At 48.6% G+C, this 26,982-nt stretch carries 18 protein-coding genes and 1 pseudogene; 5 read left to right on the top strand and 14 right to left on the bottom strand.

Translation table 11 applies throughout. The features are described from left to right. The 3 genes from HA49_RS04525 to HA49_RS04535 form a co-directional block, all read right to left on the bottom strand. Window positions 1-2,619 (bottom strand): YdbH family protein, encoded by a 2,619-nt coding sequence (locus tag HA49_RS04525; protein ID WP_038020733.1) that lies wholly within the window; start codon window positions 2,617-2,619, stop codon window positions 1-3. Between the two features lie 420 nt (window positions 2,620-3,039). Next, window positions 3,040-8,046: an RHS repeat-associated core domain-containing protein gene (locus tag HA49_RS04530; RefSeq protein WP_052752434.1), complete on the bottom strand. Its 5,007-nt coding sequence runs from the start codon at window positions 8,044-8,046 to the stop codon at window positions 3,040-3,042. A 303-nt stretch (window positions 8,047-8,349) separates the two neighbouring features. Continuing rightward, window positions 8,350-9,594, bottom strand: a complete 1,245-nt coding sequence (locus HA49_RS04535) for a hypothetical protein (protein WP_038020735.1) — start codon at window positions 9,592-9,594, stop codon at window positions 8,350-8,352. 1,168 nt (window positions 9,595-10,762) lie between these two features. Between HA49_RS04535 and HA49_RS04540 the strand changes: the two genes are divergently transcribed. Next, window positions 10,763-11,761, top strand: a complete 999-nt coding sequence (locus tag HA49_RS04540) for a 2-hydroxyacid dehydrogenase (protein WP_038020737.1) — start codon at window positions 10,763-10,765, stop codon at window positions 11,759-11,761. A 39-nt stretch (window positions 11,762-11,800) separates the two neighbouring features. Here HA49_RS04540 and HA49_RS04545 read toward each other — a convergent pair whose 3' ends face one another. The 4 genes from HA49_RS04545 to HA49_RS04560 all read right to left on the bottom strand — a co-directional run bounded on the left by HA49_RS04545 (window position 11,801) and on the right by HA49_RS04560 (window position 16,392). Continuing rightward, complete coding sequence (locus HA49_RS04545; protein ID WP_038020738.1) at window positions 11,801-12,073, bottom strand: putative hemolysin; 273 nt, start codon at window positions 12,071-12,073, stop codon at window positions 11,801-11,803. Window positions 12,074-12,321: 248 nt separating this feature from the next. Continuing rightward, window positions 12,322-13,215 (bottom strand): tRNA 2-thiocytidine(32) synthetase TtcA, encoded by an 894-nt coding sequence (gene ttcA / locus HA49_RS04550; RefSeq protein WP_038020739.1) that lies wholly within the window; start codon window positions 13,213-13,215, stop codon window positions 12,322-12,324. Window positions 13,216-13,602: 387 nt separating this feature from the next. After that, on the bottom strand, window positions 13,603-14,586 hold the full coding sequence (zntB, locus tag HA49_RS04555) for a zinc transporter ZntB (RefSeq protein ID WP_038020740.1): 984 nt from the start codon (window positions 14,584-14,586) through the stop codon (window positions 13,603-13,605). A 162-nt stretch (window positions 14,587-14,748) separates the two neighbouring features. Then, window positions 14,749-16,392: a peptide ABC transporter substrate-binding protein gene (locus tag HA49_RS04560; protein WP_169748763.1), complete on the bottom strand. Its 1,644-nt coding sequence runs from the start codon at window positions 16,390-16,392 to the stop codon at window positions 14,749-14,751. A gap of 243 nt (window positions 16,393-16,635) precedes the next feature. On the opposite strand from HA49_RS04560, the gene tpx reads away from it, so the two are divergent. Then, entirely contained in the window at window positions 16,636-17,139 is a 504-nt protein-coding gene (gene tpx / locus HA49_RS04565; protein ID WP_038020742.1) for a thiol peroxidase, read from the top strand. Between the two features lie 46 nt (window positions 17,140-17,185). Here tpx and tyrR read toward each other — a convergent pair whose 3' ends face one another. The 7 genes and pseudogenes from tyrR to pspA all read right to left on the bottom strand — a co-directional run bounded on the left by tyrR (window position 17,186) and on the right by pspA (window position 22,970). Next, the gene (gene tyrR, locus HA49_RS04570) at window positions 17,186-18,766 is read right to left on the bottom strand and encodes a transcriptional regulator TyrR (protein ID WP_038020743.1); all 1,581 of its coding nucleotides are present in this window, start codon (window positions 18,764-18,766) and stop codon (window positions 17,186-17,188) included. Between the two features lie 150 nt (window positions 18,767-18,916). Further along, on the bottom strand, window positions 18,917-20,002 hold the full coding sequence (locus HA49_RS04575; protein WP_038020745.1) for a YcjF family protein: 1,086 nt from the start codon (window positions 20,000-20,002) through the stop codon (window positions 18,917-18,919). After that, entirely contained in the window at window positions 19,999-21,396 is a 1,398-nt protein-coding gene (locus tag HA49_RS04580) for a YcjX family GTP-binding protein (RefSeq protein WP_038020746.1), read from the bottom strand. Before HA49_RS04580 ends, HA49_RS04575 begins: the two co-directional genes overlap by 4 nt. After that, window positions 21,377-21,625 carry a phage shock protein PspD gene (locus tag HA49_RS04585; protein ID WP_038020748.1) on the bottom strand — a complete coding sequence of 83 codons (249 nt, stop codon included), beginning with the start codon at window positions 21,623-21,625 and terminating at the stop codon, window positions 21,377-21,379. The genes HA49_RS04580 and HA49_RS04585 overlap by 20 nt, the downstream gene beginning before the upstream one ends. A 33-nt stretch (window positions 21,626-21,658) precedes the next feature. Next, window positions 21,659-22,020: pseudogene (pspC, locus tag HA49_RS04590) on the bottom strand (envelope stress response membrane protein PspC). After that, the gene (pspB, locus tag HA49_RS04595; RefSeq protein WP_038020751.1) at window positions 22,017-22,250 is read right to left on the bottom strand and encodes an envelope stress response membrane protein PspB; all 234 of its coding nucleotides are present in this window, start codon (window positions 22,248-22,250) and stop codon (window positions 22,017-22,019) included. The pseudogene pspC and the gene pspB overlap by 4 nt, the downstream one beginning before the upstream one ends. Window positions 22,251-22,298: 48 nt before the next feature. Then, complete coding sequence (pspA, locus tag HA49_RS04600; protein WP_038020752.1) at window positions 22,299-22,970, bottom strand: phage shock protein PspA; 672 nt, start codon at window positions 22,968-22,970, stop codon at window positions 22,299-22,301. A 177-nt stretch (window positions 22,971-23,147) separates the two neighbouring features. Between pspA and pspF the strand changes: the two genes are divergently transcribed. From pspF to sapB, 3 genes are all read left to right on the top strand, one after another. Next, window positions 23,148-24,158, top strand: coding sequence for a phage shock protein operon transcriptional activator (gene pspF / locus HA49_RS04605; RefSeq protein WP_038020932.1), 1,011 nt, complete (start codon window positions 23,148-23,150; stop codon window positions 24,156-24,158). A gap of 147 nt (window positions 24,159-24,305) precedes the next feature. Then, a complete protein-coding gene (sapA, locus tag HA49_RS04610) occupies window positions 24,306-25,952 on the top strand; it encodes an ABC transporter substrate-binding protein SapA (protein WP_038020753.1) in 1,647 nt (548 codons plus the stop codon). Further along, complete coding sequence (gene sapB, locus HA49_RS04615) at window positions 25,949-26,914, top strand: putrescine export ABC transporter permease SapB (RefSeq protein ID WP_038020754.1); 966 nt, start codon at window positions 25,949-25,951, stop codon at window positions 26,912-26,914. The genes sapA and sapB overlap by 4 nt, the downstream gene beginning before the upstream one ends. Window positions 26,915-26,982: the final 68 nt, after the last annotated feature.

A 26,982-nucleotide genomic window follows, 5' to 3' on the forward strand; every position in this document is an offset into this window, starting at 1 on the left:
TCACTGATTCAGTTCCTTTTGTGCAGGTAATTTAAGGTGTTGTGACAATTGCGATTGCAGATTGTCAGCAAAACTCAGGCTGCGCCACAGCATGAATACATTTTCCTGATGAGTGTAATTCAGATTCACCCGCTGGTCTTTATTACTGAAGCGGCTAGTGCCCTGCACACTCGACTTCATAGTCAGTTCACCCTGGCTGGTAAGCTGCAGTGTGGCCTCTGAACGACTGATTTCCATATATCGTAACCAGTCTACCGCGACCCCGGCAGCCATATTGTTACTAGTGATCGAATCGATCAGATCTTTATCTACCCGTAACGTCAGTGGCCCGTTATTTTTTATCCAGCCCTGACGAATCACATACTTCGGATCATCAATCAGCAGGGGTAATTCCCCGTCAACACGCCCGGACATGGCTATTTGTTTTGGATGTAATGCAGTAATCAATGGGCTGAGGCTAATATTTTCTGCTTTTAGTACCGCCGGCTGGTGTTGAGGCAACCGCAGGTCACTCAGACTCATCTTCCCGTCCAGCAACGACATGCTGACATCGCTTAGTGTCAGGGGTTGTGACTCGCTCCAGGGGTAATGACCTTGCAAACTGGCAGTAATGTGGCTGATGGTTATCTGATTAGTCACACTGCCAATAGTCAGATGAACCGGCTGATGATAACCAAACTGCCAGCGCTGCCGGTGATAACGAAATGGTAGCGAGAAATCGACACCACTAATCTGGTTGTCAGGGGTCCACAAACTTCCCTGACTTATCACCCAGTGACCGCCTGCCTGAAAACCCTGATCTCCTGAAACAGAGAATGCGGCCTGGCCACGGAGCGTCCCGCCGGTCAGTTTCATTTTCAGGGTTGGCTTAGCCAGTGACTGGAATACCTGCAATGGCTGAGACGGCCACCAGATTTGACCACGTAATCGTTGACCATCCCAGCGGCCCCGCGAAATCAAAGGACCGGCATCCCCGGCAGTGAGTTGTGCCTGGTACTGAAAATTATCCGGACTCAGGCCATGTATAGTCACAGGTAACTGTCCTGCCGCCAGTGAGCCACCATAGCTAAAGCGTGAGTTTCCGGTGGTAAGCAAAAACTTTCCGTCAAATGACGGCGCCACAACGTCCCGTGACCATTGGAGAGGCTGGCTAAGTACCAGCCGGGGCGATTCTGAAGTAATATCCGCATATTTAATCCGGTCCAGCCCGGTAGACAGGGTCTTCACGGTAATGAGCTTGTTTTCCCACTCCCCTTGTCCACGGATATCCCATTGTGCCTGGAGTGGCCTCAGGTATCCATTCCCCCAGTAACGCCATGCCCAGCGTCCGTTATCCGGCCAGAACTGTTCAGCCTTACCGGATAATTGCAAACGGTAATGCCCATAGACAGGTTCATGCAGTTTAAGTATTGCCTGGAGTGGCCCGCTAACACCTTGTGGAGCCATCCGGACCCCCACCAGTGGCCAGCGTACTTCATCGACCTGTAATGTATCGAGGATTCTTCCACGAGCCCGCAGTAATGCCCCGCTCAGGAAATGTACTTCAGGCATCAACAAGGGACCGGTTAAACGTGCGGGCAGGCTGGCAAAAAACTGTAAATCTGCGCTGTTTGCATTCCCGGTAAGGCGCAATGGTAAATCGCTTTGTTGCAGGCTGAGCTTTCCCGGACCAAGGTTAAGTACTGCGTTCCCTTTACCTCCGCGACCTGCAGTTAATATATTAAGACGTCCGCTGAATTTTGTTTGATCCGGCCCGGCCATCCAGTTGCTTGCTTTGAGAGAAATACCCCCCTGCAAAGGCTGTTGGCCAAACGGCCAAAACCACTCTCCCTGACTAATTTCTATGATTTGTGGTGTGACAGTCCAGGGGAGTGACAATAGATACCGTGGTTGCTGAGGTGTGGTCAGTAAGATTTTACCTCGTTGCTGCTGCCAGCGGAGTGTAAGATTTAAGGGTGTTTGAGCCAGAACGAATTGTCCGTTGATTGTCCCGGTTTCAGGCCACGCGGTTATCAGCGGTGAAAGGCTGATATTTCCTTCAATTATCGCCGTCCCGGGTAATTCCATCTGAGTCAATTGTAATTTTTTAATCTGCAACTGTTGCTTATCAAGCTCAGCCTCAAGTTGTACTGTTTTGCCGGTAAAGTTCAGCGACTGGCGTCCGTGCCTGTTCATCAGGGTAATTTCACCTGAATAGTTTGACCAGGGCAGCACCCGGAGGTTTTTTACATAAACACGGGCATCCGGTAATAGATTCTGCCAGTCAGCAATGGTTTTCGCCGGGGTTGTCGAAGCCGACGATGTTGACGGTAACCGGGCCAGACATGCAGAATCTATGCTAATGTCTCCGGCTGTTAACCTCCACATTTGCTGTTGATAGCCCAGAGATAATGCGGTAACAGAGGCGAGGTCACAATTTGCGCTTGCCAGAGTGAGATCCGGTAATACCAGAGATCGGTCTGAGAAATGGAACTGCCCTTTAAGTTGCAACCGGGTTCCTTCCGGTAACCAGAATCCTGCTAACTGTGAGACCCACTGATTTACTGAAAGTATTGCTGTTATTATAACAACCAGCAGGCTTAACAAAATGATCAGGAACTTTGGCTTTTTTCCTGTCATAGATATTGCATCCTTTCTCCTGATCTGTCTTTTGGCTGATAGTTAATCTATCGTTTTCGTTTCTGAGGATTGCAGGTCCGATGTCCGTTAAATCAACAGTTGTCCACTATTATAGGTTATGTAGAAATTTAGCTGAAACTGCCACTGAATACCTGTAAAATGAAGATTATCGGAAAATTAACCTTTAAAATCACCTCTATTAGACATCGGCTCTGGCAGTCCGCGATGCGAAATATCGCGTTACGGCATCTCGTACAGTGAGGCTTAGCCCCCTCCCTGATTAAGAGAACAGTGTGTCTCTACCAATACCAACGCCATGTATGTGGCAGAATATACTGCCACCTCTGGTTTTTAAACTGTGGCGTCTGCTGTGCTAACAACAGACGCCATTGCAATAAGTGATAGAATTTACTGTAGATTTCACCAGGAAGTGAGTTTCCAACGTTCTCCGGTTCGTGATGCCAGTGCCGAGTCCTGTGGATAATAAATTCTCGGCGAAGGATTATGTTTCCACCTGCCTGTTAACAGCAATCTGATGTCATGCTTCCGGTAAAGAGCTTTCACCAAAAAACTGGGTTTTTCTATACCTTCAATACCTATACCTTTGTTGGTTGTCCCATGTTTTGAGTATGCTATCACAGGGCGACCAATGTCATCTGCCAGTAACTGAGCAGCCCCCCTCTTGGCATAACAACTGTTTAAGTGCAGTGGAGTTTTACCTATGCTGAGGTCTATACCATAATTCTGCTTAAGTATTCCATTCAGCTCCGAAGGATGAATAATCTGAGGTTCTACGGAATAACTTAGCCCAAAAAAGAATCGTTCCATTTCGTCTATATTTTCTCTGACTTTTCCTCCGATGGAAAAGCAAGGCGTTTTGCCCCCATGTAGGAGAAGCCCTTCCTCCTTCAGCCCACGCCAGTTATCGGTGTAACCCATACGATATATGGTATTTCCTGAACGACTGATGGACTGGTCTAGTTCAGTAGTAGTCCAGGATTGCATATCACCTGATGCAGATCTGGCTCGGCCAGCAGCTGAACTGACACCCTGTCTGACACCTGCTCCAAGCCCTGCCAACCCTGTAGCCATCGCTACCCATCCCAGAATAGATGATGCCTGTGGATTACTCTCCTCCACCGCACCACTGGCTATCCCAGTAACGTCTGCCACCACACTTAAACCGCCGACAACAAGAGAGGTCGCCGAAGCCGCTCCCATTGCCGCCATCACCCCGCCTGCAGCCGCTATCGAGGCACCCGCCGTGAACACTGAGAATGCCAGCCCCAGCGCACCAGTGATGATCCCCAAAATCCCCTGCCAACTGATGTGTCCCGTTGGGTCGGTATAGTTCACCGGGTCGCCTGAACAATATGCATACGGATTTATCCCCCCGGCCCCGAAAGGACTCAGGCTGTCCGGGCAGTTAAAGCGCATCAACACCGGATTGTAGGCCCGGTACCCGTTACCCAGATGATAAGTGCCGCTTACCGGGTCGGTGCGCTCACCGTTATAGCCTGGCAGCAGCTCCGTAGCATCACCGCTGCCGTAAGGCGACCAGTTGTGTTGTTGCGCTTCCTGCCCATCGCCGTTACGTGACCACAACAGACTGTTATTTTGGTCACCTCCGGTCAGTGTTAATCGGCTGCCGTCGCTCACCCCCAGGCAGGTATGGCCATTTTTAATCAGCCGTGTTGCCTTATTTTTCTCTACAAGGACCTCGTTCACCAGCTCATTAGACTGGTAGTACAATTGCCGGGTATCCCCGTCAGTAACGTTCTGGCTGACCAGACGGTTAAGAGCATCATAACCGTAGCGGCCACCGCTGATATTGTCCCCACTGACACTGATCAGCCTGCCAATGACATCATAATCCAGCAAACGCCCGGCTTCATCCTGTGTCATGCGACCATCGGTATCATATTTCAGCGTGATAGTCTGCGGGTAATCCGTATGGGTGTGAATTACTGAAGTCAGTTGCGTCGGGTCGTTAACGTTTTCATAGAGATACGTAGCAGTATCAATACTGCCGTCTTCCAGTGTGGTGATGATCACGGTCAGTTTATTCAGTGCATCATACTGATAGGTTTGTGCGGTCATCCTGTGACCGTATCCATCTTCCGGCAGAGCATCACCGGTTACTGCATACTCAATCAGGCGGTTACGGACATCATAATTAAACCGTTCTTGTTTAATTGTACTGCCGTCTCGTTGAGTAGTGCGTGATGAAATTAGGTTATTTGGCAACCAGGTTTGTTTTAGCGTTAGCGTGACGCCACTGTTGTCAGTGATAGTGCGGCTGACCTCACGGTCAAAATCATCATAGTGCAGTCCGGTTGTCATTGAGACCTGAGTGGCGCTGTCCGTTACCGTCTGTACCGACAAGCGACTCAGTTCATCGTATTCCAGGCCAACGATCAGGGCGTCGTCCGTCAGAGTAATCACCCGTCCATATATATCGCGGCCACTGGTTGTCTGCGCCGCGCAGATATCGTTGCACCCGGTCAGTTCACCAGCCAGGGTATACGTATATCCCGCCTGGCGCTTTTCTCCATCCCGGCTGAATGTTTCGTTTGCCAGGCTGCCAGATGGGTTCCACGATTGGTGGTCTTCCGTACTGCCCTCCTTCGCTGTCAACAAGTCGCCGGTTACCGCATCATAGCTGAAGGCCTGCATGATGCCGTTCACTTTCAGGCTGCTTACCACATTTCCCAGTTCAGGAATATACTTATACTCCAGTATATTACTTGAGGGCAGCGTCACCAGAGAAGGAGCCGGGGAGGCCCCCTCATAAGTATACGTTGTGGTGCGCCCTCCACAGTTAAGCTCTGTCACGCGCCCCAGACTGTCAAAGGTCCGCGTACCCAATAGCCAGGTACGTGTCTGCCCGTACGCATCCGGTCCGGTTACACTGATGCTGGCCACACTGTCATTGGTCAGGTGAGGGGCGTAGCACCGGGTGACCCTGCTCCCATCCGGCAGGGTTAAGGTCAGTACCCGACCATATTCGTCGTAAGTTCGCTCCGTTTCATTATTTCGTTCATCCGTTTCCAGTCGAAGCCTACCGAGGCCATCCCACGCATAGTAGCGTACACCAACAGGCTGCCCGCTTGTATCGGTGCGCTCCTCAATCAACGGCACCAAACTTTGCACATCATATGTTGTGGTGGTTTTCCCTGAACTCAGATAATCATTACCTGCACGACCCTGAGAATAAGTGCTATTACGAAGTGCGACCAGATCGGTTTGCTGAAGATCCCGGGTACCATCGGAAAAGGCCCGCTGGCTGACCCTCCCCCATCCATCATAAGAGGCTGTCGCGTCGACACTGAATTGTTCTGAGGAGCCAGGGAGCCAGTCATGGCTGATACTGCTCCCGACTTCTCCCAGCGGGGTGTAAGTTCGTGACGCCATCTCAAACCACTGCTGCGTGTCATCTTTGTCAAGAATCTCACGGCTAATCTCTCGCCCCAGCCCATCCAGGTAGATTTTCAGCTGATTGCCATTCTGATCGGTTGTCACAGTAACGGGACCGCCCTTTTCCAGGGCATAGGTCCAGCAGCAGACATTTTCATAAGGTGTTCCCCGTGCGATTGTACGGGTCAGCGGGCGGCCGATGTTGTCGTAAGTATTCGTTAATGTAACGTTTTGAGCATCAGTCTCAGACAGAACCAGACCTGTGTGTTTATGGCTGAGAGTTGACCGGGTCAGTGTTACATTATCATGACCGGTAAACGTTTCAGTCTGAATAAGACCCTGTCCGGTAGTCTGGTAGGTAAAGTCCCGCCTGCTGGTAAAAGAATCGGCCCGGATTATATCGGGGACCAGGGTTGTGGTCTGAGATTTCTCTCGTGCGTAGGTCAGCATATCACCGCTGTCACTATAATAGTCCCGTACCACTACTGACTGGGTGCCACCTGTTTTCTGTACCTCCTTATCCGACACCAGATTGTAACCATCGCCATTGGCCGTGCTCAACTTTTTCCAGGTTGTTACCGTGACTGAGACTGGTTCATCCCCTTTAATCTGAGGTGGCGTGACTGTTTTACTCTTTAGCCAGCGGACAAACCCATCAGGGTCTGCCGGACAGGCATCACCCTCACCCTCCGCCGGATAATATACATACTCCATAACGGTACCTTCAGGCGTCTCTTGGTGCAACGGGTTACCCGATTCATCAAACTGTGTGAGCGTGACCCGTGTACGGGGTGCCGCACCGCTGTCATCACTCCAGGACTCAGTTTGTACTGCAGGCAGAGCATATTGTTCAGGTTGCACCTCAAAATTCACACCCGGCCTGGCATGGTACTCCACCGTCGTTGAAAACGTTTTATCGTGCCGGAGTGTGGTTTCAGACACCAGCAGATGGTAGCTATTATAGCGACGGGTTACCGTATTGAGCACAGTGCTGCCATCAGTATCCATTACCTTAGCCGTGGAGCCATAAATATAGCCAATAAGCAGAATATTTAGCATCTGATCGGTATCAGGTTGCCACTGGTTCAGGCCGGCGTCTTTGCCAAGGTAATTATACTGTGTCCAGCTCCATAATGTGACCGTCTGAGGTTGTCCTTTGCCGGGAGTAACGGTATGCCGGTGAACACAAGGTAAATCTGGTAGTCCTGCACTTTCCGGAAAGGCCATCCCGGAATCTGAGTAATAAGATACTTTTTCCTTCTTACCAGTAGGGAAAGTCAGACCAGTAAGGGCCCGGTAACTGCTCCGGGGGCCCACGTCATCGTAGTCAAACGTCCATACTAAAGCCGGATCAACCGACTGGCTGGTCACACTGATCAGATGTTCATCCTTAAATCTGAAGATCATGTTGTAGCCTGCTTCGATATCGTCTGGCAGTAAGGTAAATTTTGTGCTGGCTACCGACCCATCCGGGTAAGAGACCGAGAGCAGAACTGAGCCCTCACCATCCGTTACCCGGGACAGGCGTACAGGTGTGTAACCTGAATCCCATGTAAACGTCAGCGTGCGACCGTCGGGTGCGATGATTTGCGAGGGAACGTACACATCCTTACGCAGGGACAGAACTTCCTTCAGCCCGGACTTGTGAATAATCTGGAAATGGGTGTCGTCCGTTTTATTTAAAATAAAGTTTTTAAGCTTTTTCTGTTTGACTGCCAGGGTTTTAATATTCACACGATATTCTTCGCCTGAGGAGAGTTGTAGTTTTCCGGTATTGGTATCGCAGGAAGACAAATTGAGGCTAAAGCCTGAACCAAATCCGTGGTTAACATCTGAGAGTGGGCTATACAAGAGTGACAGAGACAATATCGGTCCGGCCAGTGAACCGGAATGCAGATTGATCAACGGAAAAGTAACGTTAAACAATCCTGTCCGGGGATCCACACCACCTCCGACAGAGCTAATAAAGTTTGATGCTTGTGAATAAAAATCAGAATTAGTTACAGTCATATTAAATATCCTATAGAATACTTCATGAACGTTCACTTCAGCGATAAAATAAGTTATTCAGCTTTCTGATGGCCATATTTGTAATGCGTAAAACAAAGCGTTGAACTTTTCAAAAGAAAATCAAACCACCACCTTTTTAAACAGCTTGCTAATATCGAAGATCCAAGGAGCGGAATATGTTAATAAAAATAATATCTAATTATTATTGGTGATCTCATCTAATCCGAGAAGAAGGGAAAAACTAACCATCAAGGATATTGTCTCCACCCTGATGGTTAGCGGGCTCTTATATTCATGTAGTCATCAGGAAAGAGTTATACTGGCGTCAACGTCGGAGTTAAAGCTAACAATAAACTGGCCAGAGTTTCCATAATTGTCCGTTATGGAAACGGTAGCGGTGTTTTTTAATTGTGAACCGGAGGGTTTGCAATAAAGCCCCCAATATATTGAAGAGCTGTTAGGGATATGAAGTTGGTAAGCATAAACCGTAACTTCATTTTCATATGCAGATGCCGCATGATTTGGCGTTTTATCTGAAGTATTATTTTTGGTAAAATTGGGCCAGTATGCCCAGGTGGCCGCATCATAGCGTCCACTTTCCGAACCGCTAAAGTACAAGGAAGGCCAGCCGGCTTGATACATAGCCATACCCGTGAAATTAGGATTCAACTCTGGCGGGTGGCCAATTCTATGACCATCTTCAGGCTCTATATACCAGCTATTTAAATAACAACCATTTCCCTGACTGTCGATAGGTGAACTGTGTGCCAGCACTAATGCGTATGGGGCTTCATTGTTTACATACCATTTTTTAACCGGGTAACTGGATGGGATACCCGAGCTCACAATTTTTTTATATTTAATTTCATAACCATTGCTTAATATTATTTTGATTCTTTTGTGCTGGACAGTGCAGGTGTAGTGGCTATAGGAGCTCTGTCCCCATATTTGGTTATAAAAATGATAATCGATGCCGTTTGTGACCCATGCTTCTGGATAAACCTTCAGATATTGGGATGAGTTATAGTTTAATCCGGAAACAGCATTAACCCTGACACTCGATTTTTCCACCCCCAGGGCGTTATCTGCGGTGGTATAGTGTTGTCCATTATCAGTATCACATCTCACAGCAATACGCTTAACGTTGACATCTGTTGTATAAAGATAAAACATTAATAGCGTTACTGATTGTAACTTATCAGTATCAGAGCTAATGTCAGGCTTATTGTTTGACGATGTCCTGTTTGCAGAGTTGTTGACGATCTCCCTGGAGAATTCATTTTCATACAAGGTGTAACACCAGTCACTGGTACCATTAACTTTCAGTTTTTTATCACTTTCAGCATAGCAAAGCGATAAGGCATTTTGCCATTCGCGCTCTGATATCTCCATGGTGATATCCTCACCATTAACTGTTTTATAAGCATTGGCACTGACCTCAATAGCCAGCTGATTTCGCCCATTGGCATAAATAGAAGGCATGAGTGAACCTGATGCTGCGGAAATTTTCAGTTCAATACTGGTCGCGTCATTTAATGAATCAGCCATTTATATTACTCCATTGTGATGTCACGAAATATCTGACACCCGTTATCGTATATGTGAACCCCCGCTTTTTTTAGTTTCACGCATCTTATGTTTATATGAATTACCAAAAAAAACAAAAAGATGTAAAAGTGTAACATAAGTTATATTTTATCTTTATTCTGGGGGGTTGTTGCAAATCACTGATGAATATCCATTGATTTGCGAAAGTATATTCTACCAATCTTTAAAAATGGATATTTTATGCTGTTTTTACCCTTCTGGTTTTCGTAAAAAAACGCATTGCAGATAATGGTTTAGCCTTTAATTATACCGGGAAGTTATTTGTAAAATTCTTAAAAATGTTCAGTTTATCGTGCTGATGAATTTATAACACCACCCGGAAAAAGGAAAGTGTTGTAGGTAAAGAACAAAAACAAACCATCGGGCAGAAAATAACTGAAAAAGCTCCTGTAGTGTTTCTAAGGCTTGTGGCCTGTTACATTAGAGATATTTTATCCTTTTGTTAAAACCCTTAGAATTTTTCCGGACTCAGCACGAAACTTTACTTATCTTATAAATCTGCTTCGCCCACTAAGCATAAATGTTATTTATTCCTCCTTTCGGGTGAACACCATCAATCTATAGGTTAGCAAAATGGCAGAGCCCTGTCCGGGATTCGCCGGCAAACATTCAGACAGCCATCACTGTCGTTCTGCCATAACGTACTAACTGCCGCCCATCAGGATTTTCCGATCCAGGAGGCGCAAGCCTCATCGCCAACACCACGCTGAATAATTTGCTGAAATGATCAGAGGGAAAACCATTAAACAATCACGTGTCAGAAGTCCCCAATGCCGTTCTATGGAAACAAGCGGTTTACTGTTCCCCTCAGTAAAAAGACGGGGTCTGACCAGCCGCGACAGCAAATGACTTACTGAAATGATAGCTGTCGTTAGGATAATCAGCAGACTTAACACTATGATCAGGAACCGCGCCATTTCCCTGTCATAAATAATGCATGCTGTACTCTTATCTATTCTGACTGTCAGATTATCTTCGGCATCCATGAAATAACTGCACAGATTATCCCTGTCGACATCACTGGTAAGAAACTTCTATTTTAGTTAATAATGTAACGAAACGATATTATCACGGGCCATTCCCTGCAAAGTTAACCCGGAGTTAAGCAATGAAAATCGCAGTCTACAGCACTAAGAATTATGATCAGCATTCTCTGGAACTCGTTAATCAGCAATTTGATTGCTCATTGACCTTCTATGATTTCAGACTCGACAGGCATACCGCGAAAAATGCCGCAGGTTTCGAAGCTATTTGCATTTTTGTTAATGATGAGTGTACAGCGGAAGTTGTTCATGAACTGGCGTCGCTGGGTGTCCGTTACATCGCCTTACGCTGTGCCGGCTTTGATAATGTTGATTTACAGGCTGCCGCCGCTGCAGGGATCCGTGTGGTCAGGGTCCCTGCATATTCCCCTGAAGCCGTTGCGGAACATGCTGTTGGTCTAATGATGACGCTGAACCGGCGGATACATCGCGCATATCAGAGAACGCGTGATGCCAATTTTTCTCTGGAGGGTTTGACCGGATTTACGATGCATGGGAAGACGGCTGGAATTATCGGGACCGGCAAAATAGGGTTGGCAACGCTGAGAATCCTGAAGGGTTTTGGCATGAGATTGCTGGCCAGTGATCCATACCCGTCACAGCAGGCACTGGATTTACAGGTGGAATATACCGATATTCCGACTCTCTTAGAGCAGTCAGATATTATTTCCCTGCATTGCCCGTTAAATTCTGCCAATCATCATCTGCTGGATGCTGCGGCCTTTTCTCGCATGAAAGACGGTGTGATGATAATTAACACAAGTCGCGGTGGTCTGATTGATTCTCAGGCCGCTATTGACGCGCTGAAACAACAAAAAATCGGTGCACTGGGGATGGACGTTTATGAAAACGAACGGGACCTGTTTTTTGAGGACAAATCCAACGATGTTATTCAGGACGATATATTCCGCAGACTTTCATCCTGTCATAACGTGTTATTTACAGGCCATCAGGCTTTTCTGACCACTGAAGCCCTGAGCGCCATCGCTCAGGTCACTCTGAACAATCTTCAGCAATTAGCACAAGGGCAAAGCTGTAATAATCAGGTGTCGGCCGACATTTAACACCCGTACCGCCTGCTAAATGCCGGGTACTGTGCTCGTTTAACGGGCGCAGTTACCACTGATCAATGCGTTTTCGCTGCAACGTTTTCCGTTTGCCAACTGACACATACCAATTCGACTGCCATCAAGTTGACGGGAATATGCCAGGATACCGCCGGCACCGGCACAATTAGTTTCCGCTAAAGAAGACATCACCACGGGCTGAATATGCGCTGCTGTTGCCTGCTGTGGCGGCTCATTATTATCGTTATTACTACTGCAGGCAGAAAGAAACACAGTGGCAGTGACCAGCAACATCGTGGCTATTTTCATCGATCGGGCTCCGGGGATTTGGACAGTTCGCAACACAGAATATGTCAGCACACTGTATTCCGTCGACAGCTGTTACATGAATTTACGATTTATTCCGGCGAAAATTGCCAGCAGAATTATCCAGGATAATATTTGCACTCTTTTATCAGCGATAAAAATCGCAATAAACCAGTGTTAATTGCAACGATAAAATATTTCTCTGCGGCAATTTGCACCGCAGAAAAACGTCAAAAGCGGTTAAAAAGAGGTCAAAGATTAGTCACATTGATATACAGCGACTCATCAATATTGGTAGAAGAAACTGTCGCTTCAGTAAATGCGTAAGCTTCACGCTCGCCCTGCCTGTCTAGCGGCAGATTTTCAAAGTCGAACAGTTCACGGTCTGCTAACTGGCTTGGACTGACATTTTGCAGCGACTTAAACACGCTTTCCACCCGGCCAGGTTCTTTTTTATCCCACTCAGTCAGCATCGATTTAATCGACTGACGTTGCAGGTTTTCCTGAGACCCACAAAGATTACACGGAATAATCGGGAAATCTTTATGCTCAGCAAAACTAATCAGGTCTTTTTCACGGCAATAAGTTAATGGCCGGATAACTACATTGCGGCCGTCGTCTGAACGTAATTTTGGTGGCATGGCTTTCATCCGTGCACCGTGGAACATGTTCAGAAACAGTGTCTCGACAATATCATCCATATGGTGACCCAGCGCAATTTTGGTTGCGCCAATTTTTTCAGCAAACGAGTACAAGGTGCCGCGACGCAGTCTTGAACACAGTCCGCAGGTCGTTTTACCTTCAGGGATTTTCTCTTTAACCACCGAGTAGGTATCTTTATCGACGATATAATACGGAATATCGAGTCGTTCAAAGTAGTCCGGTAAAATGTGTTCAGGAAAGCCCGGTTGTTTCTGATCGAGGTTGACGGCAATCACCTCGAATTTGATCGGGGCAACCTTCTGCAGGCTCAGCAGAATATCTAACATTGCAAATGAATCTTTGCCGCCGCTCATGCAGGCCATCACTACATCATTGTCTTCTATCATCTGATAATCCGTAATCGCGTTACCTACATTGCGACGAAGACGTTTCTGAAGTTTATTGAATTCGAGCGTTTCTTTTCTGGTATCTGTCTGAATCATAGCTTCTGTTCACATCGCCGGAGAGACCGGCAGTATATTTCCTGGTTAGATGCCTGCATAGCAGCGGATTATACGGATTTTTCCTCAACGGGGAAATCTCCTTATCAGAGGCAGTGACAGAAAGCATTTGAGCAGAAAAGGAGGGTAAGCGACCGTCAGGGCCGAACGCAGAAAGGTGGCCGGTATATTCAGCAAAAAAAAACGGCGTCAGAAACGCCGGGGTCATAAGAATTAAATGTGCTATGCAGTAATTCAAAAGTAAGACAATGTGGAGCACAACGCCCATCGCTTGACGTTGCATTCACCTGCGGAAAGAAGTATCTGCTATCTGGCACGGTGATGAGTTGATTAAGATCATATTTTTTCCGGATATTTCCACATCATTCGTTACAGCCATTTACGATCTTTCAGCCACCAGGTGATACCCACAGCGATAAGCACCAGAACCCCACAGAATACCGAAAATCCGTAATGCCACTGTCCCCCGGGAATGCCTCCCAGGTTTACCCCAAACAATCCGGTCAGAAATGTGGCGGGTAAAAAGACCATTGCCAGTAACGACATAATATAGGTCCGACGGTTCATTGCTTCGGCACGTTGTGAGTCAATTTCATCATTAAGCACTGCGGTGCGGGCAACACTGGCATCCAAATCTTCCAGCCCCCTTCCCAACCTTTCAGAGATATCCTGCATCAGCCGGCGCTGAGCATCATCCATCCACTGGAATTTTTCACTGGCAATTCGCGCCAGCACATCCCGTTGTGGCGCCATATACCGTCGCATAACAATAAGTTGCTTACGCAAGAGCGCCATCTGACCGCGCTGTGGGGTCTTTCCTGTCAACAGCCCATCTTCCATATCGATAATTTTATCGTGTAAATCTTCAATAAATTCACTGATATGATCAGTCAGAGAGTCGCAAAACTCAACCAACCAGTCACCGGCATTATCCGGCCCTACATTGTTTTTAAGATTCGACCAGACATCTTCGACTGCCGCCACCTTACGCTGCCTGGTGGAGACAATCAGCCGGTCATTGATAAAGATTCTGACCGCTACCAGTTCATCTGGTCTTGAATCATGATTAAAATTAATACTGCGCAGAGTGATCATAAAACCGTCGGCCAGCTTACTGACCCTTGGGCGCATACTCTCTCCCGCCAGAGCATCGCGGACAGAATCCGGGATCAATGGGGTAGCCTGCAGCCATTCCGCACTTCCCTGCTGAGCATAATTTAAGTGCAGCCAACACGGACGTTCGCAATTCACCATCTCATTGTCACTGATCGGCAACATACCTCCCTGCCCATCCAACTGACAGGAAATAATCGCATCCGGGATATGCAGTTCTTTACCGTCAATAATGCTCACAATTTCCCCTTACGTCATTCTGACCAATTTCATAAAACTGTATTGTAGTGGATTGCTTAACAATTAAGGTGGTTAAAACGTAAAGGCGCATTTCAGCGGTTAGTACATAATTAAGGTAATAATCATTTAAATCAACATGATATTTTAAAATGCCACCACACTTTACTCAGCCGGCAGCCCCATCCACAACTCACGGCTGTAGTAAAGCCCTTGTGGATTTTTCTCCTGATACCCCTGAAGTTCAGGAGCAACCAGCCGCTGCGTGGCATACTGATATACCGGTGCCACTGGCACCTGTTCGGCAATGAGATGTTCTGCCTGATTATAGTCCTGGTTTCTGAGTTGATCAGAAGACTCCTGTTCCGCTCTGTGGATCAGAGAGTCGTACTGTTTATTACTGAATTTACTGATATTTTGTGGGTGTCCGGTGGTCAGTGGATTAAGAAATGCTGCAGGATGATTAAACTCAGCCAGAACTGTCGCGCCTGTTACATTAGCGACCGGCTCAGGTGGCTGACCTGGCGAGAGTGGTTTCAGAATGATTTGTGCATGAAGCTGTTTTTGCCACATGGCAGCAATGGCACGGACAACCTGCGGCTCATCGCCGGCATCACGGTAGCTGAAAGTCAGGCTTAGCGGCCGGGATGGCCCATAACCCGCCGACAACAGTAGCGATTTGGCCTGAGTTATTCTTTCCTGTACCGTATGCTGTTCAGCAGATAATAATTGCGGTGTAAAATTTCCAGTCGACGCAGGCGTCATTTGCCAGGCAACTATCGCCCTGTTTTGCAAAATACTGGCAACAATCGCTTTCCTGTCAATACTCCAGGATAACGCTTTTCTCACCCGCACATCAGTCGTTGGGCCATTTACCTGGTCAAACACCAACAGCCAGTTGGCGAGACGTGGGGAACTCACGATCTGATTTTTGAAGGGTTCGTTCACTGGTTGGTGTAGTTTCAGTGGAGCAGAAATGTGAACATTTCCCAGAGCGTAACGCCGGAATAATTCCGGATCATTCTTTATTTCAATATAGGTCACTTTAGTGAGCACTGTCCCTGCTGCGTTGTAATAATAAGGGTTAGGAGTGAGGTCGATGGAGTGTGGCTGGCTGTGGCCGGACAACATCCAGGCACCATTAAATAGTTGAGTTTGTCCGTTGTCCCACCAATGGCCACTCTGGTTACGGTGTTTTTGTGGATAAAATGCCGGATGTGTGGTCATTACAGGAAAATAGGCCAGCGGCCGTGCCAGGGTGATTTTCAGATGAGTACTATCTATGGCGGTGATCCCCAATGCCTGAGGTGGCAACTCACCACGAATCACTTGTTGTGCGTTTTTCACCCCGCTTTGCTGCAGATAAGTTTTATACAGGGATGCGGTGTCTGTCTCGGCCAGCCGTTGCCAGCCGTGAACAAAATCATCTGCGGTGACAGGGGTTCCGTCTGACCAGCGGGCATTTTTTCTAAGCGTGAATATCCAGTTCCGGTTATCGTTACTGCCCCAACTGACAGCAACCCCGGGAAGGATATTTCCCTGAGGGTCCACCCGGGTTAGTCCCTCGAACAAATCCTGCAACCACGGAGCATCTTCAGGTTGAGTTTGTTTCAACGGATCAAATGTCGAAGGCAAAGAGGTCACCTGCCGGACCACCACCTGACGGTCGGGCGGCCTCGAGCCCTCAGAAATATCGACCGCCTTTACCGGGGCTGACATAATCACCGCCAGTGCCAGTAGAATCGAACTTATCGGATAAACCATCATACTCTCCCTGTTCCGTCTGCGTTGACGATAATGTCTGCTCATGCTCCTTACCCTACCGCCGCGTTCCATACAGCGGGTATCGGCCGGGAATTGGAAATTTCCTGTGCATCTCTGTGCCTGTGGTTTTACGATAGCTGAGGTGAACAGGAACGGTGTTTTGTCCGGTTTTCTGTGAGCCTGACTCGTAAAACAGAGCAAAATATGGGATAAATTAACCGGTCACTTGCACTGTTATCTGAACCAACAGCGTAACAGTAAATTACTTATGATTAAAAGGAACAGCAAATGTCTCAGACAGTTAACTTTAAAGGCCAGGCTGTTGCAGTCGCCGGCCAGTTTCCGGCTACCGGGGAAACTGCCCCTGACTTCACCTTACTGGCAAAAGATCTGAGTGAAGTTTCTCTTGGCGATTATGCCGGAAAACGAAAGGTCCTGAATATTTTTCCAAGTATTGATACCAGTACCTGTGCAACATCAGTACGTAAATTTAACCAACTGGCCTCACAGCTGGCCGATACGGTGGTGTTATGTATCTCCGCTGACCTGCCATTTGCGCAGAGCCGTTTTTGTGGTGCCGATGGTCTCGACAATGTGATTACCCTGTCGACACTGCGCGGCAGCAATTTCAAACAGGATTATGGCGTCGAAATTGAACAAGGCCCGCTGAAAGCACTGACTGCGCGTGCTGTGCTGGTTCTGGATGAAAACAATACCGTACTGCATGCTGAACTGGTTTCAGAAATTGCTCACGAACCTGACTACGATGCTGCGCTGGCAGTACTGAAGTAACCGGGTTAAGGTCCGGGTGAATTTCCCGGACCTGTAACGGAGTCGGTCAGGATGATTCTTCTTCTGCCGTTGCCCCCTTCTTATTATTCAGCCCATACTCCCGCAGCTTATTTGCAATCGCGGTATGAGATACCCCAAGGCGTTTCGCCAGTTTCCGGGTGCTCGGATAGTGGTCATATAAACGGGTCAATACCGCACGTTCATAGCGGCTGGTAATATCATCCAGTGAGCCTTCAAGATTATCATCCCGGGTCAGGTCAGCAATGTACTGTTCGGGTAGCACGATATCTTTAGGTTGCAGCTCTTCACCTTCCAGTTGGGTCATAGCACGGTACAGAATATTTTTTAACTGTCTGACATTTCCCGGCCAACTGTATCGCCCTAAAAAGGCCGGCAGCTGTGGTGAAATTGCCGGACAACGAATACCCTGTTCATCGGAGAAACGGGCAACGAACATTTCTGTCAACGGCAGAATATCCTGAGGATGTTCCCGTAAGGCAGGCAGATTCAGCGTCAGCACGTTAAGACGGTAAAACAAATCTTCACGAAACTCCCCGCGAGTGACCAACTCCTGTAAATTTTTCTGAGTGGCACAAATCACCCGTACGTCAACATGAACCTCGTGTTCTTCACCGACCCGACGGAATGTGCCGTCATTGAGGAACCGCAGCAATTTGGTTTGCATTCTGGGAGACATTTCTCCAATTTCATCCAGCAGTACCGACCCGCCGCTGGCCTGCTCAAAAAATCCTTTCTTATTTTCTAATGCATTAGGGTACGCTCCGGCAGCATGACCAAACAATTCACTTTCGGCCACATCATCAGGCAGTGACGCACAATTCAGTGCCAGGAAGGGCTTAGCACTACGCTTACTCCGCATATGGCAGGCCCTGGCAAGTACGTCTTTGCCGGTACCGGTTTCACCAATAATGAGCAGCGGGGCATCATGCATCGCCAGTTTTTTTGCCTGATTCACCAGCTGTCGCATCCCCGGACTGACGGCGACAATATGCGCAAAGCCAGAATCGTCAGAGCTATTGAGATTTTGCAACTGATGTCCCATCCGGGCAGTGGATTTCAGCATGATCATGGCACCTACCGGCGAAACCTGTTGTTCCTGGTTATCCGGCAAATAGATAGGTATCAATTCCATCAGGAAATCACGCCCATGGATCACCACACACTGCGCCAGAGACGTGACAACGTCACCTTCACTTACCTGAGGGAAACGAAAATCCTCAATCAGCTGGCTGATATTATGGTGGCGGATTTTTTTCTCATCCTGGCCAAACAGACTTAACGCAGCAGGGTTCGCCAGTTCAATCCGCCCTTTTAGATCGACTGAAAGTACCGGTTCCGGCATTGCCACCAGCAATGAATTAAGTACACGGTTTTCTCGTTCTGAAGGCATATCAGTGACTGTCCTGACATCCGTAACCCCGGGTGTGCGGCGTATTTCTGCCATCAGAGAACTAAACTCATCGAAGGGAATCGGGCTAAAACGCAGATACAGTCGTTCCAGCGCAAGGATCTCAATGCCGTACAAATCAATTTTTCTGGTGACCAGCAGATCGAGCAGTTCACGTACCAGCCCTAACCTGTCTTTACATACTATTTCGAGGCGCATCAGTCTTTTCCCGGCAATGACATTATTTTGTCATAATAACCCGGTAGCCAGCACAGCAGAAGATACCCTGTCATGAAAAGTTGACAGCAATGCAGTTCCTCCGGCCAGACCCGACCGGAGTTGTATCATTTAATTGACGTGATATCTCAGTTAATGATCGACAGGTTTATCCGCTTTTGAAGCTGTGGTGGTTTTCTTTCTCATCGATTCACGCAACTGTATCAGTAGCTCACTACGAAAATCCGCCAGCCGGGGTTTATCGTCATTCAACCAGGGTAACGGACGACAGAGTTCCATCGCTTTAATACCCAGCCGGGCGGTGAGCAGCCCTGCACCGATCCCCTGAGCAGCCCGGGCCGATAACCTGGCCATAATGTCCTGAGACATCCAGTCCAGCCCCACTTCACGCACTAACTCACTGGCTCCCGCAAAAGCAATATTAAACAGCACCCCACGGAACAGCCGTAAGCGGCTGAAATAACCCAGCTCAATTCCATAGATACGGGCAATCTGATTAATCATCCTGATATTACGCCAGGCTATGAACGCCATATCCACCATTGCCAGTGGACTGACGGCAATCATTAATGTCGATTCGGCAGCATAACGGCTGATTTTGGCCCTGGCCTGTTTATCGGCCACAGGCTGCACTCTGGCCGCATATAACACCATCACTTCCCGATCATTATGGGAGTCCTGTAACTCAGCCTGCCAGCGGCGATATGCCGGATGAGAGGCATCAATTCCCGCCCGTGCTGCCAAATTTTCACAAAAAGCTCTGGCTTTTCCGTTCCCATGACTGCTGAGTAATTCCTGAGCCTCATCACGCTCCTGAGCCCTGTGACGCAATACAAATAACCGTCGCCATTCAACCGCCAGGCTCCCGAGTCCAGCCACGATGACCAGACCGAGTGCCGTAGCGGCGCCCAGCTCAGCCCACTGGCGGGTTTGCCAGGCACTGATCAGCCAGTTGACAGTCTGACCAGCGACACTGAACAGAAATATCACTACCGCCGCCATGAGTATTTTTTGCCACAGCGTCCGGCGTGGGCGTAAGGCTGCCACCACAGGTTCTTCGTCTGCTACCCCTTCCGGGGGAACATCAGTGAGTGGAGCCAATAGAGTGAAGGAAGCGTCGTCATTATCAAAATGTTGAGCTGGCCGCAGCTCTTCGGATCTCTTCCCGGTGGAGTCATTAAAATCAACGCGCGGTTTGATAGGTGCCGGTTCGCTCATCGTAATTTATCTCCCAGTAAAAATTCCAGCGCACTGTCCATACGGATATGCGGCAACGGCGCATCGATGTCCATCTCTGCCGGACGAAACGCTTCAAAACGAAATCCCTGGGTTTGCCAGAATCCAGGAGCAGGCAATCTGGAGGGAACCTCTCCGGGATAAAAGGTCAGAGGCTGACCGTCCGCTAACCGGTGACCCCGTAACGCAGGTAATACTTGTTGCTGATGGTTGATATTACCTGATTCTGTTGCCTTAATGGCCGACAGCCCCAGACAGTCTATTTTGATTCCTTCGAAGGCGGCATTCTGCCAGGCATCCTGAACCATTTGCTGAAGCAGAGACACCAGATTTACATGCTGATCATGAGTGATATGATCCGCTTTACTGGCCGCAAATAATAACTTATCAATCACCGGCGAAAACAGTCGTCGTAACAGTGTTCGCTGTCCGTAATGGAAACTTTGCATCAGTTGAGTTAATGCCAGTCGCATATCATTAAATGATTGCGGCCCACTGTTCAGTGGTTGCAGACAATCGACGAGCACAATTTGCCGGTCGAATTTCACAAAGTAGTCTTTATAGAATCGTCTGATGACATGCTGGCAGTAATAGTCATAACGGGCCTGTAACATGCCAAAGGCAGAGTGTTTATCCGTTTTGTTAAGTCCGGCAAGGGAGGCTTCATCAACGAATGGCCACGGAAAAAATTGTAATGCAGGGGCTCCGGCCATATCACCAGGCATCACACAACGGCCCGGCTGAATAAAATGCATACCGCTCTCCTTGCAGTCATGCAGATAAGCGGTCCATGCGGCGGAGATGTCGGCCAGTTGCTGCTCATCAGCAACAGTTCCCGGCTCCAGTCCTGCGGCCAGTTTGCGCCAGTGGGCGGCACGTTCTCCCCGTTCACCTTGCAACAGACCAATCATTTGTTGCGACCAGTTCAGGTAATCCTGGCCAAGCATCGGTAAATCCAGCAGCCATTCGCCCGGATAATCAATAATTTCAAGATAGAGAGTCGAAGTGTCTTTGAAGTAACGCAGCAATGAGTCCTGTGAGCGATACCGCAGTGCCAGACGCATTTCGCTGATGCCGCGGGTCGGCGTCGGCCATTCCGGAGGTTGCTGATAAAGCTGCGCCAGTCCGCTGTCATAATTGAACCGTGCAATTCCCATATCCCGTTGCGGAATACGTTTAACCCCCAGCAACCGCTCTTCTCTGACGACTGAAAACAACGGCAACCGGGCGCCATTATGGATATTAAGTAACTGGTTCACCAGTGAGGTGATAAATGCTGTTTTGCCACTGCGGCTGAGTCCGGTCACCGCCAGCCGCAGATGTTTATCCGCCCCACGGTTCACCAGCGAAACTATCTCATTTTGCAGCTTCTTCATGTTTCTCCCTGAACAGACGCGACGACAATTTCTTCATTATTGCAGACAACGCCGGTTCAAGCACCAGTGCCAGCGCGATACGTAATGGTTTCCGGGCAACCCGGTTCAGTACTCTGGCGCTAATCCCCGCCGGTGTCCGGCTGATCACTGTAAGAATGATAAATTTGACCACCGAAAGTAATGCTGGCATCAGGCGTTGCCATCTGCCCTGCGACTGCTGATATTTCATAACTCACCTCCGACGGAAATTACCTATGGCTACCTATAACTGCCTGAACCGGCTACGTACCGAAAAAGTTTCTGAGGTGACATAGCGTTCAATTTCTCTGACCCGCTGTTCGCCCTGCTGCATCTGCTGTTCCAGCTGATTCAGCAGTTCAGTAGCAGTCGGGCTATCCTCTGCGTTTTCTGCAGTAAGTGGTTTTTTGTCGAGAAAAAACCAAGAGCGAAATAAACCACTACCGTAATAAAAAACAGTCCGATAAACAGCGAAATCACCACCATTATACGAATCAGATTGACGGGTACATTAAGATATTCTGCCATCCCTGCGCACACGCCCATTAGTTTACCGTTCTGCGGATCACGCCATAACCGGCGGGAAGTTACAGGCTGCTGGTTCATTGCTGTTGTCTCCACTGTGAATTTTCTGCATCCAGTATCGCTTCCAGGGACCGGATTCGCTCCTGCATCCGCCGTGCATCCACTGTTAGCTGCTGCAGGCGCTGCATTTCCTGGGGCGACAATTGGCTGCCGTTACTGTTTTTGTTGCTGTAGTGCAGCCACAGCCAGATCGGTGCCACAAACAGTACAAATATTGTCAGCGGGATCATAAAAAGTATCATTGCGCTCATGAACTCTCCTTACCTGAGTCGCGGTTCAGCCTGAAGGGGTGACAGAGCTTATTGTCCGTCATTACGCTGCATTTTTTCTTTCAATGCGGCCAGTTGCTGACTAATATCATCGTCGGCTTTCAGGCTGGCAAACTGCTGGTCAAGCGTCTGAGGCTTACCAAAGCGCTGGCTTTCTGCTTCCGCTTCCATATGGTCGATACGACGTTCAAAAGACTCAAAACGGGCCATCGCCTGGTCGATTTTTCCGTTATCCAACTGACGACGAACATCGCGTGAAGCAGAGGCCGCCTGATGTCGCAGTGTCAGCGCCTGCTGACGTGCGCGGGTTTCTGTCAGTTTGTTTTCCAGTTCGGTGATTTCCCCTTTCATACGATCCAGAGTATCGTCGGTCTGGGCAATTTCCTGATGCAGAGAAACAGTTAAAGCATCCAGTTTCTGTTTTTCAAGTAATGCCGCGCGCGCAAGGTCTTCTTTATCTTTACGGATAGCCAGTTCAGCTTTTTCCTGCCACTCCACCGCCTGAGCCGCTGACTGCTCTGCCCGACGAGTTAGTTGTTTCTTTTCCGCCAGCGCACGGGCCGACGTGGTGCGGACCTCGACCAGTGTATCTTCCATTTCCTGAATCATCAGGCGAACCAGTTTCTGTGGATCTTCAGCCCGCTCCAGCAGTGAATTAATGTTGGCATTCACGATGTCAGTAAAACGAGAAAAAATACCCATGCTATATCTCCTGAAATCAGCCGGCGTTTTAGCCGGGATAATAAAATTACTCGCACAGGTTATTGCAACCAGCGTGCCAGTTTTTTATCTTATTGTTTTATAGGAAATTAATATCATTGCCCTACAGGATTGTTCGCGTAAAATGGTGATATTCATTACTAAGTGGTTAATTTCATCATGAATGAGCGTCAGGATAATCTGTTAGGTGAATCAAATAATTTTCTTGAGATGCTTGAGCAGGTTTCGGCACTGGCGCCACTTGATAAACCGGTACTGGTGATCGGTGAACGAGGCACCGGTAAAGAGTTGATTGCCAGTCGTCTGCATTATCTCTCTTCACGCTGGCAGGGGCCATTTATCTCGCTGAATTGTGCAGCACTGAATGATAACCTGCTGGATTCAGAGTTATTTGGCCACGAAGCCGGTGCATTTACCGGCGCACAAAAACGCCACCTGGGCCGGTTTGAGCGGGCAGACGGCGGTACTCTGTTCCTGGATGAACTGGCGACAGCACCGATGATTGTTCAGGAAAAACTCCTGAGAGTGATTGAGTATGGTCAACTGGAACGTGTCGGTGGTAACCAGTCTCTGCAGGTAAATGTTCGCCTGGTATGCGCGACTAATGAGGATCTGCCAGATCTGGCGGCCCGGGGGAAGTTTCGCGCCGACTTACTCGACCGTCTGGCGTTCGATGTGGTAAATATTCCTCCGTTACGTGAACGTCAGTCAGATATTCTGGTGATGGGCGAACATTTTGCCATCCACATGTGCCGCGAGCTGGAATTACCACTGTTCCCGGGCTTTAGCGAGAAAGCACGCCGCCAACTGCTGGCATGGCATTGGCCGGGCAATGTCAGGGAACTAAAAAACGTGATTGAACGTTCAGTCTACCGGCACAACAACAGTGATGAAATGCTCGACAAGATCATCTTCAATCCATTCCGTCCGGATTTTACACCTGACTCTCCTGCTACCGCTGTTCCGGAAAGCAGTATTCACGGCAGTCCTGTTTTACCTGCACTGCCACTGAATCTGCGTGAATGGCAAAATCATCAGGAATATTTGATCACCGAAAAAAGTTTGCGGCAACATCACTACCATCAGCGTAAAGCTGCTGAAGCTTTGGGTCTGACCTATCATCAGCTGAGAGCATTAATTAAAAAACATCAGATACCCACCGAACGTTGACTGTCGCCTGTTGTGGCGGCAGCCTCCCCTTATCTGTACAGTTTGTTGTCATCCTGTAGAAAAAACTTCAGGGTTGTTTCAGCAAATTTGGGGTCATCGCAGGGTTTGAGATACACTGCCTGTAAACTACAAAACATCCTGAGTACTATGTCGAAAATATTATCTGCGTCGAAAATGTTATCTGCACTGAGCCTGGGACTGAGCCTGTGTTTCAGTTCAGCTTTCGCCGCGGTTAACCACGATATCCGGCAAAGTGGCTTTGTCTATTGTGTCAACGGTGTGCTGAATACCTTTAATCCGCAACTTGCCAGTGGTGGCCTGACGGTAGATACCTTAGCTGCACAGTTATACGATCGCCTGCTGGCTGTGGACCCCTATACTTACCGGCTGATACCGGAACTGGCAGACAGCTGGGAAGTCAGAGATAACGGTGCCACTTACATTTTCCACCTGCGTCATGGTGTGAATTTCCAGACCACCTCCTGGTTTACCCCACACAGAACCATGAATGCCGATGATGTGGTGTTTAGCTTTTCGCGAATGTTCGATCGCAGTAGTCCATGGCATGACGTCGGCGGCGGCAATTACCCTTATTTTGACAGTCTGCAATTTGCGGACAGTGTCGTGAGTATCAAAAAACTGGACAACTACAGTGTCGAGTTCCGGCTGGCCAATCCCGATGCCTCGTTCCTGTGGCATATTGCCACCCATTATGCCCCGGTGCTGTCCAAAGAGTATGCAGATCAACTGACGGCGAGCGGACATCAGGAAATGATGGACCGTCTGCCGGTAGGTACCGGCCCTTATCAACTCAGTGTCTACCGTGCGGGTCTGTTCATTCGTCTCAACAGAAATCCTCACTACTGGAAAGGTATCCCCCGTATGCAGCAGGTTGTGATTGATATCGGCGCTGGCGGAACCGGGCGTTTATCCAAACTGCTGACCGGGGAATGCGATGTACTGGCATACCCCGCTGCCAGTCAGCTACCGATTTTACGTGACGACCCCAGGCTGCGAATGACGTTACGCCCGGGGATGAATATTGCCTATCTGGCATTTAATACCCGAAAACCTCCATTGGATAACCCGGAAGTTCGTAAAGCTCTCTCTCTGGCGATTAATAACGAACGCCTGATGTCGTCTATTTATTACGGAACTGCCGAGACAGCAGCCTCCATCCTGCCCCGCGCCTCCTGGGCTTATGATAATCAGGCCAGTATTTCAGATTATGATCCTGCCAAAGCCCGTAAACAGTTGGAGCAGCTGAAAATTCAGGATCTGCATCTCAGACTCATGGTGCCGACTGAGTCACAGCCCTGGAACCCGAGTCCGCTAAAAATGGCTGAACTGATTCAGGCCGACCTCGCACGGATTGGTGTTACCGTGGATATTATTCCGGTCGAGGGTCGATTCCAGGAGGCTCAGCTGATGGCGCTAAATCATGATATGACGCTATCGGGCTGGTCAACCGACAGTAATGACCCGGACAGTTTTTTCCGGCCACTGCTAAGTTGCGCGGCCATCGGTTCTGCCACTAACTATGCGCACTGGTGTAATCCGCAATTCGACCAGATACTACATACTGCCTTAATTTCTCAGCAACTGGCTGACCGGATTGACAGCTATGACCAGGCCCAGCAAATGCTGGCAGCGCAGTTACCGGTGTTACCCCTGGCCTCGTCTCTGAGATTACAGGCTTATCGCTATGATATTAAAGGGCTGGTGTTAAGTCCGTTTGGTAATACTTCGTTCGCCGGGGTGTACCGTGATGATTCCGAAGAGAACGCACCATGATCATTTTTATTCTACGCCGTCTGGTTCTGCTGCTGGTGACACTGTTTATGCTGTCCCTGGTGGCTTTCAGCCTGAGTTATTTTACCCCACACGCTCCACTGGAAGGGGCTTCACTATCTGATGCCTGGTGGTTCTGGTTTAAAGGGATGTTACAGCTTGATTTCGGTGTGTCGAATGTCAACGGACAGCCTATTTTCCAACAACTGACCGAAGTCGTGCCGGCCACCCTCGAACTGTGTGTATTGGCGTTTGCCATGGCATTACTGTTGGGAATTCCACTGGGAATCATCGCTGCAGTAATGCGCAAAAAATGGCAGGATAAACTTATCAGCGCGTTAGCACTGATTGGCTTTTCATTACCCGTGTTCTGGCTGGCATTACTACTGACACTATTCTTTTCACTCACTCTCGGCTGGCTGCCCGTTTCCGGCCGCCTGAATCTTCTCTATCCATTGCCCCATGTCACAGGTTTTGTGCTGATTGATACCCTGCTTTCCCATTCAGTCTGGCGGCATCAGATGCTTATCAGTATTTTTCAGCATCTGTTGTTACCGGTGATTACCCTGGCAGTAGCTCCTATGACCGAGGTGATCCGGTTAATCCGTAACAGTACCCTGGAAGTGATTGATAAAAGCTATATCAAAGCGGCCATCACCCGTGGCCTGTCAAGATTTACGGTTATCCGTCGTCACGTATTGCATAACGCCTTACCTCCGGTCATCCCCCATCTTGGGTTACAGTTTTCAACTATGTTGACCCTGACCATGATAACCGAGGTAGTGTTTAACTGGCCCGGCGTCGGCCACTGGCTTATAGGGGCAGTTCGCCAGCAGGATTACACCGCCATTTCTGCGGGTGTGATGGTCATTGGCAGTATGGTCGTGATTGTCAATGTTCTGTCTGACATCATCGGTGCTGCGCTGAATCCACTGAAGCACAAAGAATGGTATGCACTTCGCTAATTGAGACGGATATGAGCTGACAGGTTACAGAAGAATCCGTGACGGCATCCCCGACCACAGGACGAGGC

Origin of the sequence: Tatumella morbirosei, assembly GCF_000757425.2 — a bacterium.
In the GTDB taxonomy this organism is placed as follows: Bacteria; Pseudomonadota; Gammaproteobacteria; order Enterobacterales; family Enterobacteriaceae; genus Tatumella; species Tatumella morbirosei.

Excerpts from the sequence above, each read along its gene's own strand:
- HA49_RS04525 (WP_038020733.1), bottom strand. The coding sequence starts at position 2,619 with ATGACAGGAAAAAAGCCAAAGTTCCTGATCATTTTGTTAAGCCTGCTG.
- HA49_RS04530 (WP_052752434.1), bottom strand. The coding sequence starts at position 8,046 with ATGACTGTAACTAATTCTGATTTTTATTCACAAGCATCAAACTTTATT.
- HA49_RS04535 (WP_038020735.1), bottom strand. The coding sequence starts at position 9,594 with ATGGCTGATTCATTAAATGACGCGACCAGTATTGAACTGAAAATTTCC.
- HA49_RS04540 (WP_038020737.1), top strand. The coding sequence starts at position 10,763 with ATGAAAATCGCAGTCTACAGCACTAAGAATTATGATCAGCATTCTCTG.
- HA49_RS04545 (WP_038020738.1), bottom strand. The coding sequence starts at position 12,073 with ATGAAAATAGCCACGATGTTGCTGGTCACTGCCACTGTGTTTCTTTCT.
- ttcA (WP_038020739.1), bottom strand. The coding sequence starts at position 13,215 with ATGATTCAGACAGATACCAGAAAAGAAACGCTCGAATTCAATAAACTT.
- HA49_RS04560 (WP_169748763.1), bottom strand. The coding sequence starts at position 16,392 with ATGAGCAGACATTATCGTCAACGCAGACGGAACAGGGAGAGTATGATG.
- tpx (WP_038020742.1), top strand. The coding sequence starts at position 16,636 with ATGTCTCAGACAGTTAACTTTAAAGGCCAGGCTGTTGCAGTCGCCGGC.
- tyrR (WP_038020743.1), bottom strand. The coding sequence starts at position 18,766 with ATGCGCCTCGAAATAGTATGTAAAGACAGGTTAGGGCTGGTACGTGAA.
- HA49_RS04575 (WP_038020745.1), bottom strand. The coding sequence starts at position 20,002 with ATGAGCGAACCGGCACCTATCAAACCGCGCGTTGATTTTAATGACTCC.
- HA49_RS04580 (WP_038020746.1), bottom strand. The coding sequence starts at position 21,396 with ATGAAGAAGCTGCAAAATGAGATAGTTTCGCTGGTGAACCGTGGGGCG.
- HA49_RS04585 (WP_038020748.1), bottom strand. The coding sequence starts at position 21,625 with ATGAAATATCAGCAGTCGCAGGGCAGATGGCAACGCCTGATGCCAGCA.
- pspB (WP_038020751.1), bottom strand. The coding sequence starts at position 22,250 with ATGAGCGCAATGATACTTTTTATGATCCCGCTGACAATATTTGTACTG.
- pspA (WP_038020752.1), bottom strand. The coding sequence starts at position 22,970 with ATGGGTATTTTTTCTCGTTTTACTGACATCGTGAATGCCAACATTAAT.
- pspF (WP_038020932.1), top strand. The coding sequence starts at position 23,148 with ATGAATGAGCGTCAGGATAATCTGTTAGGTGAATCAAATAATTTTCTT.
- sapA (WP_038020753.1), top strand. The coding sequence starts at position 24,306 with ATGTCGAAAATATTATCTGCGTCGAAAATGTTATCTGCACTGAGCCTG.
- sapB (WP_038020754.1), top strand. The coding sequence starts at position 25,949 with ATGATCATTTTTATTCTACGCCGTCTGGTTCTGCTGCTGGTGACACTG.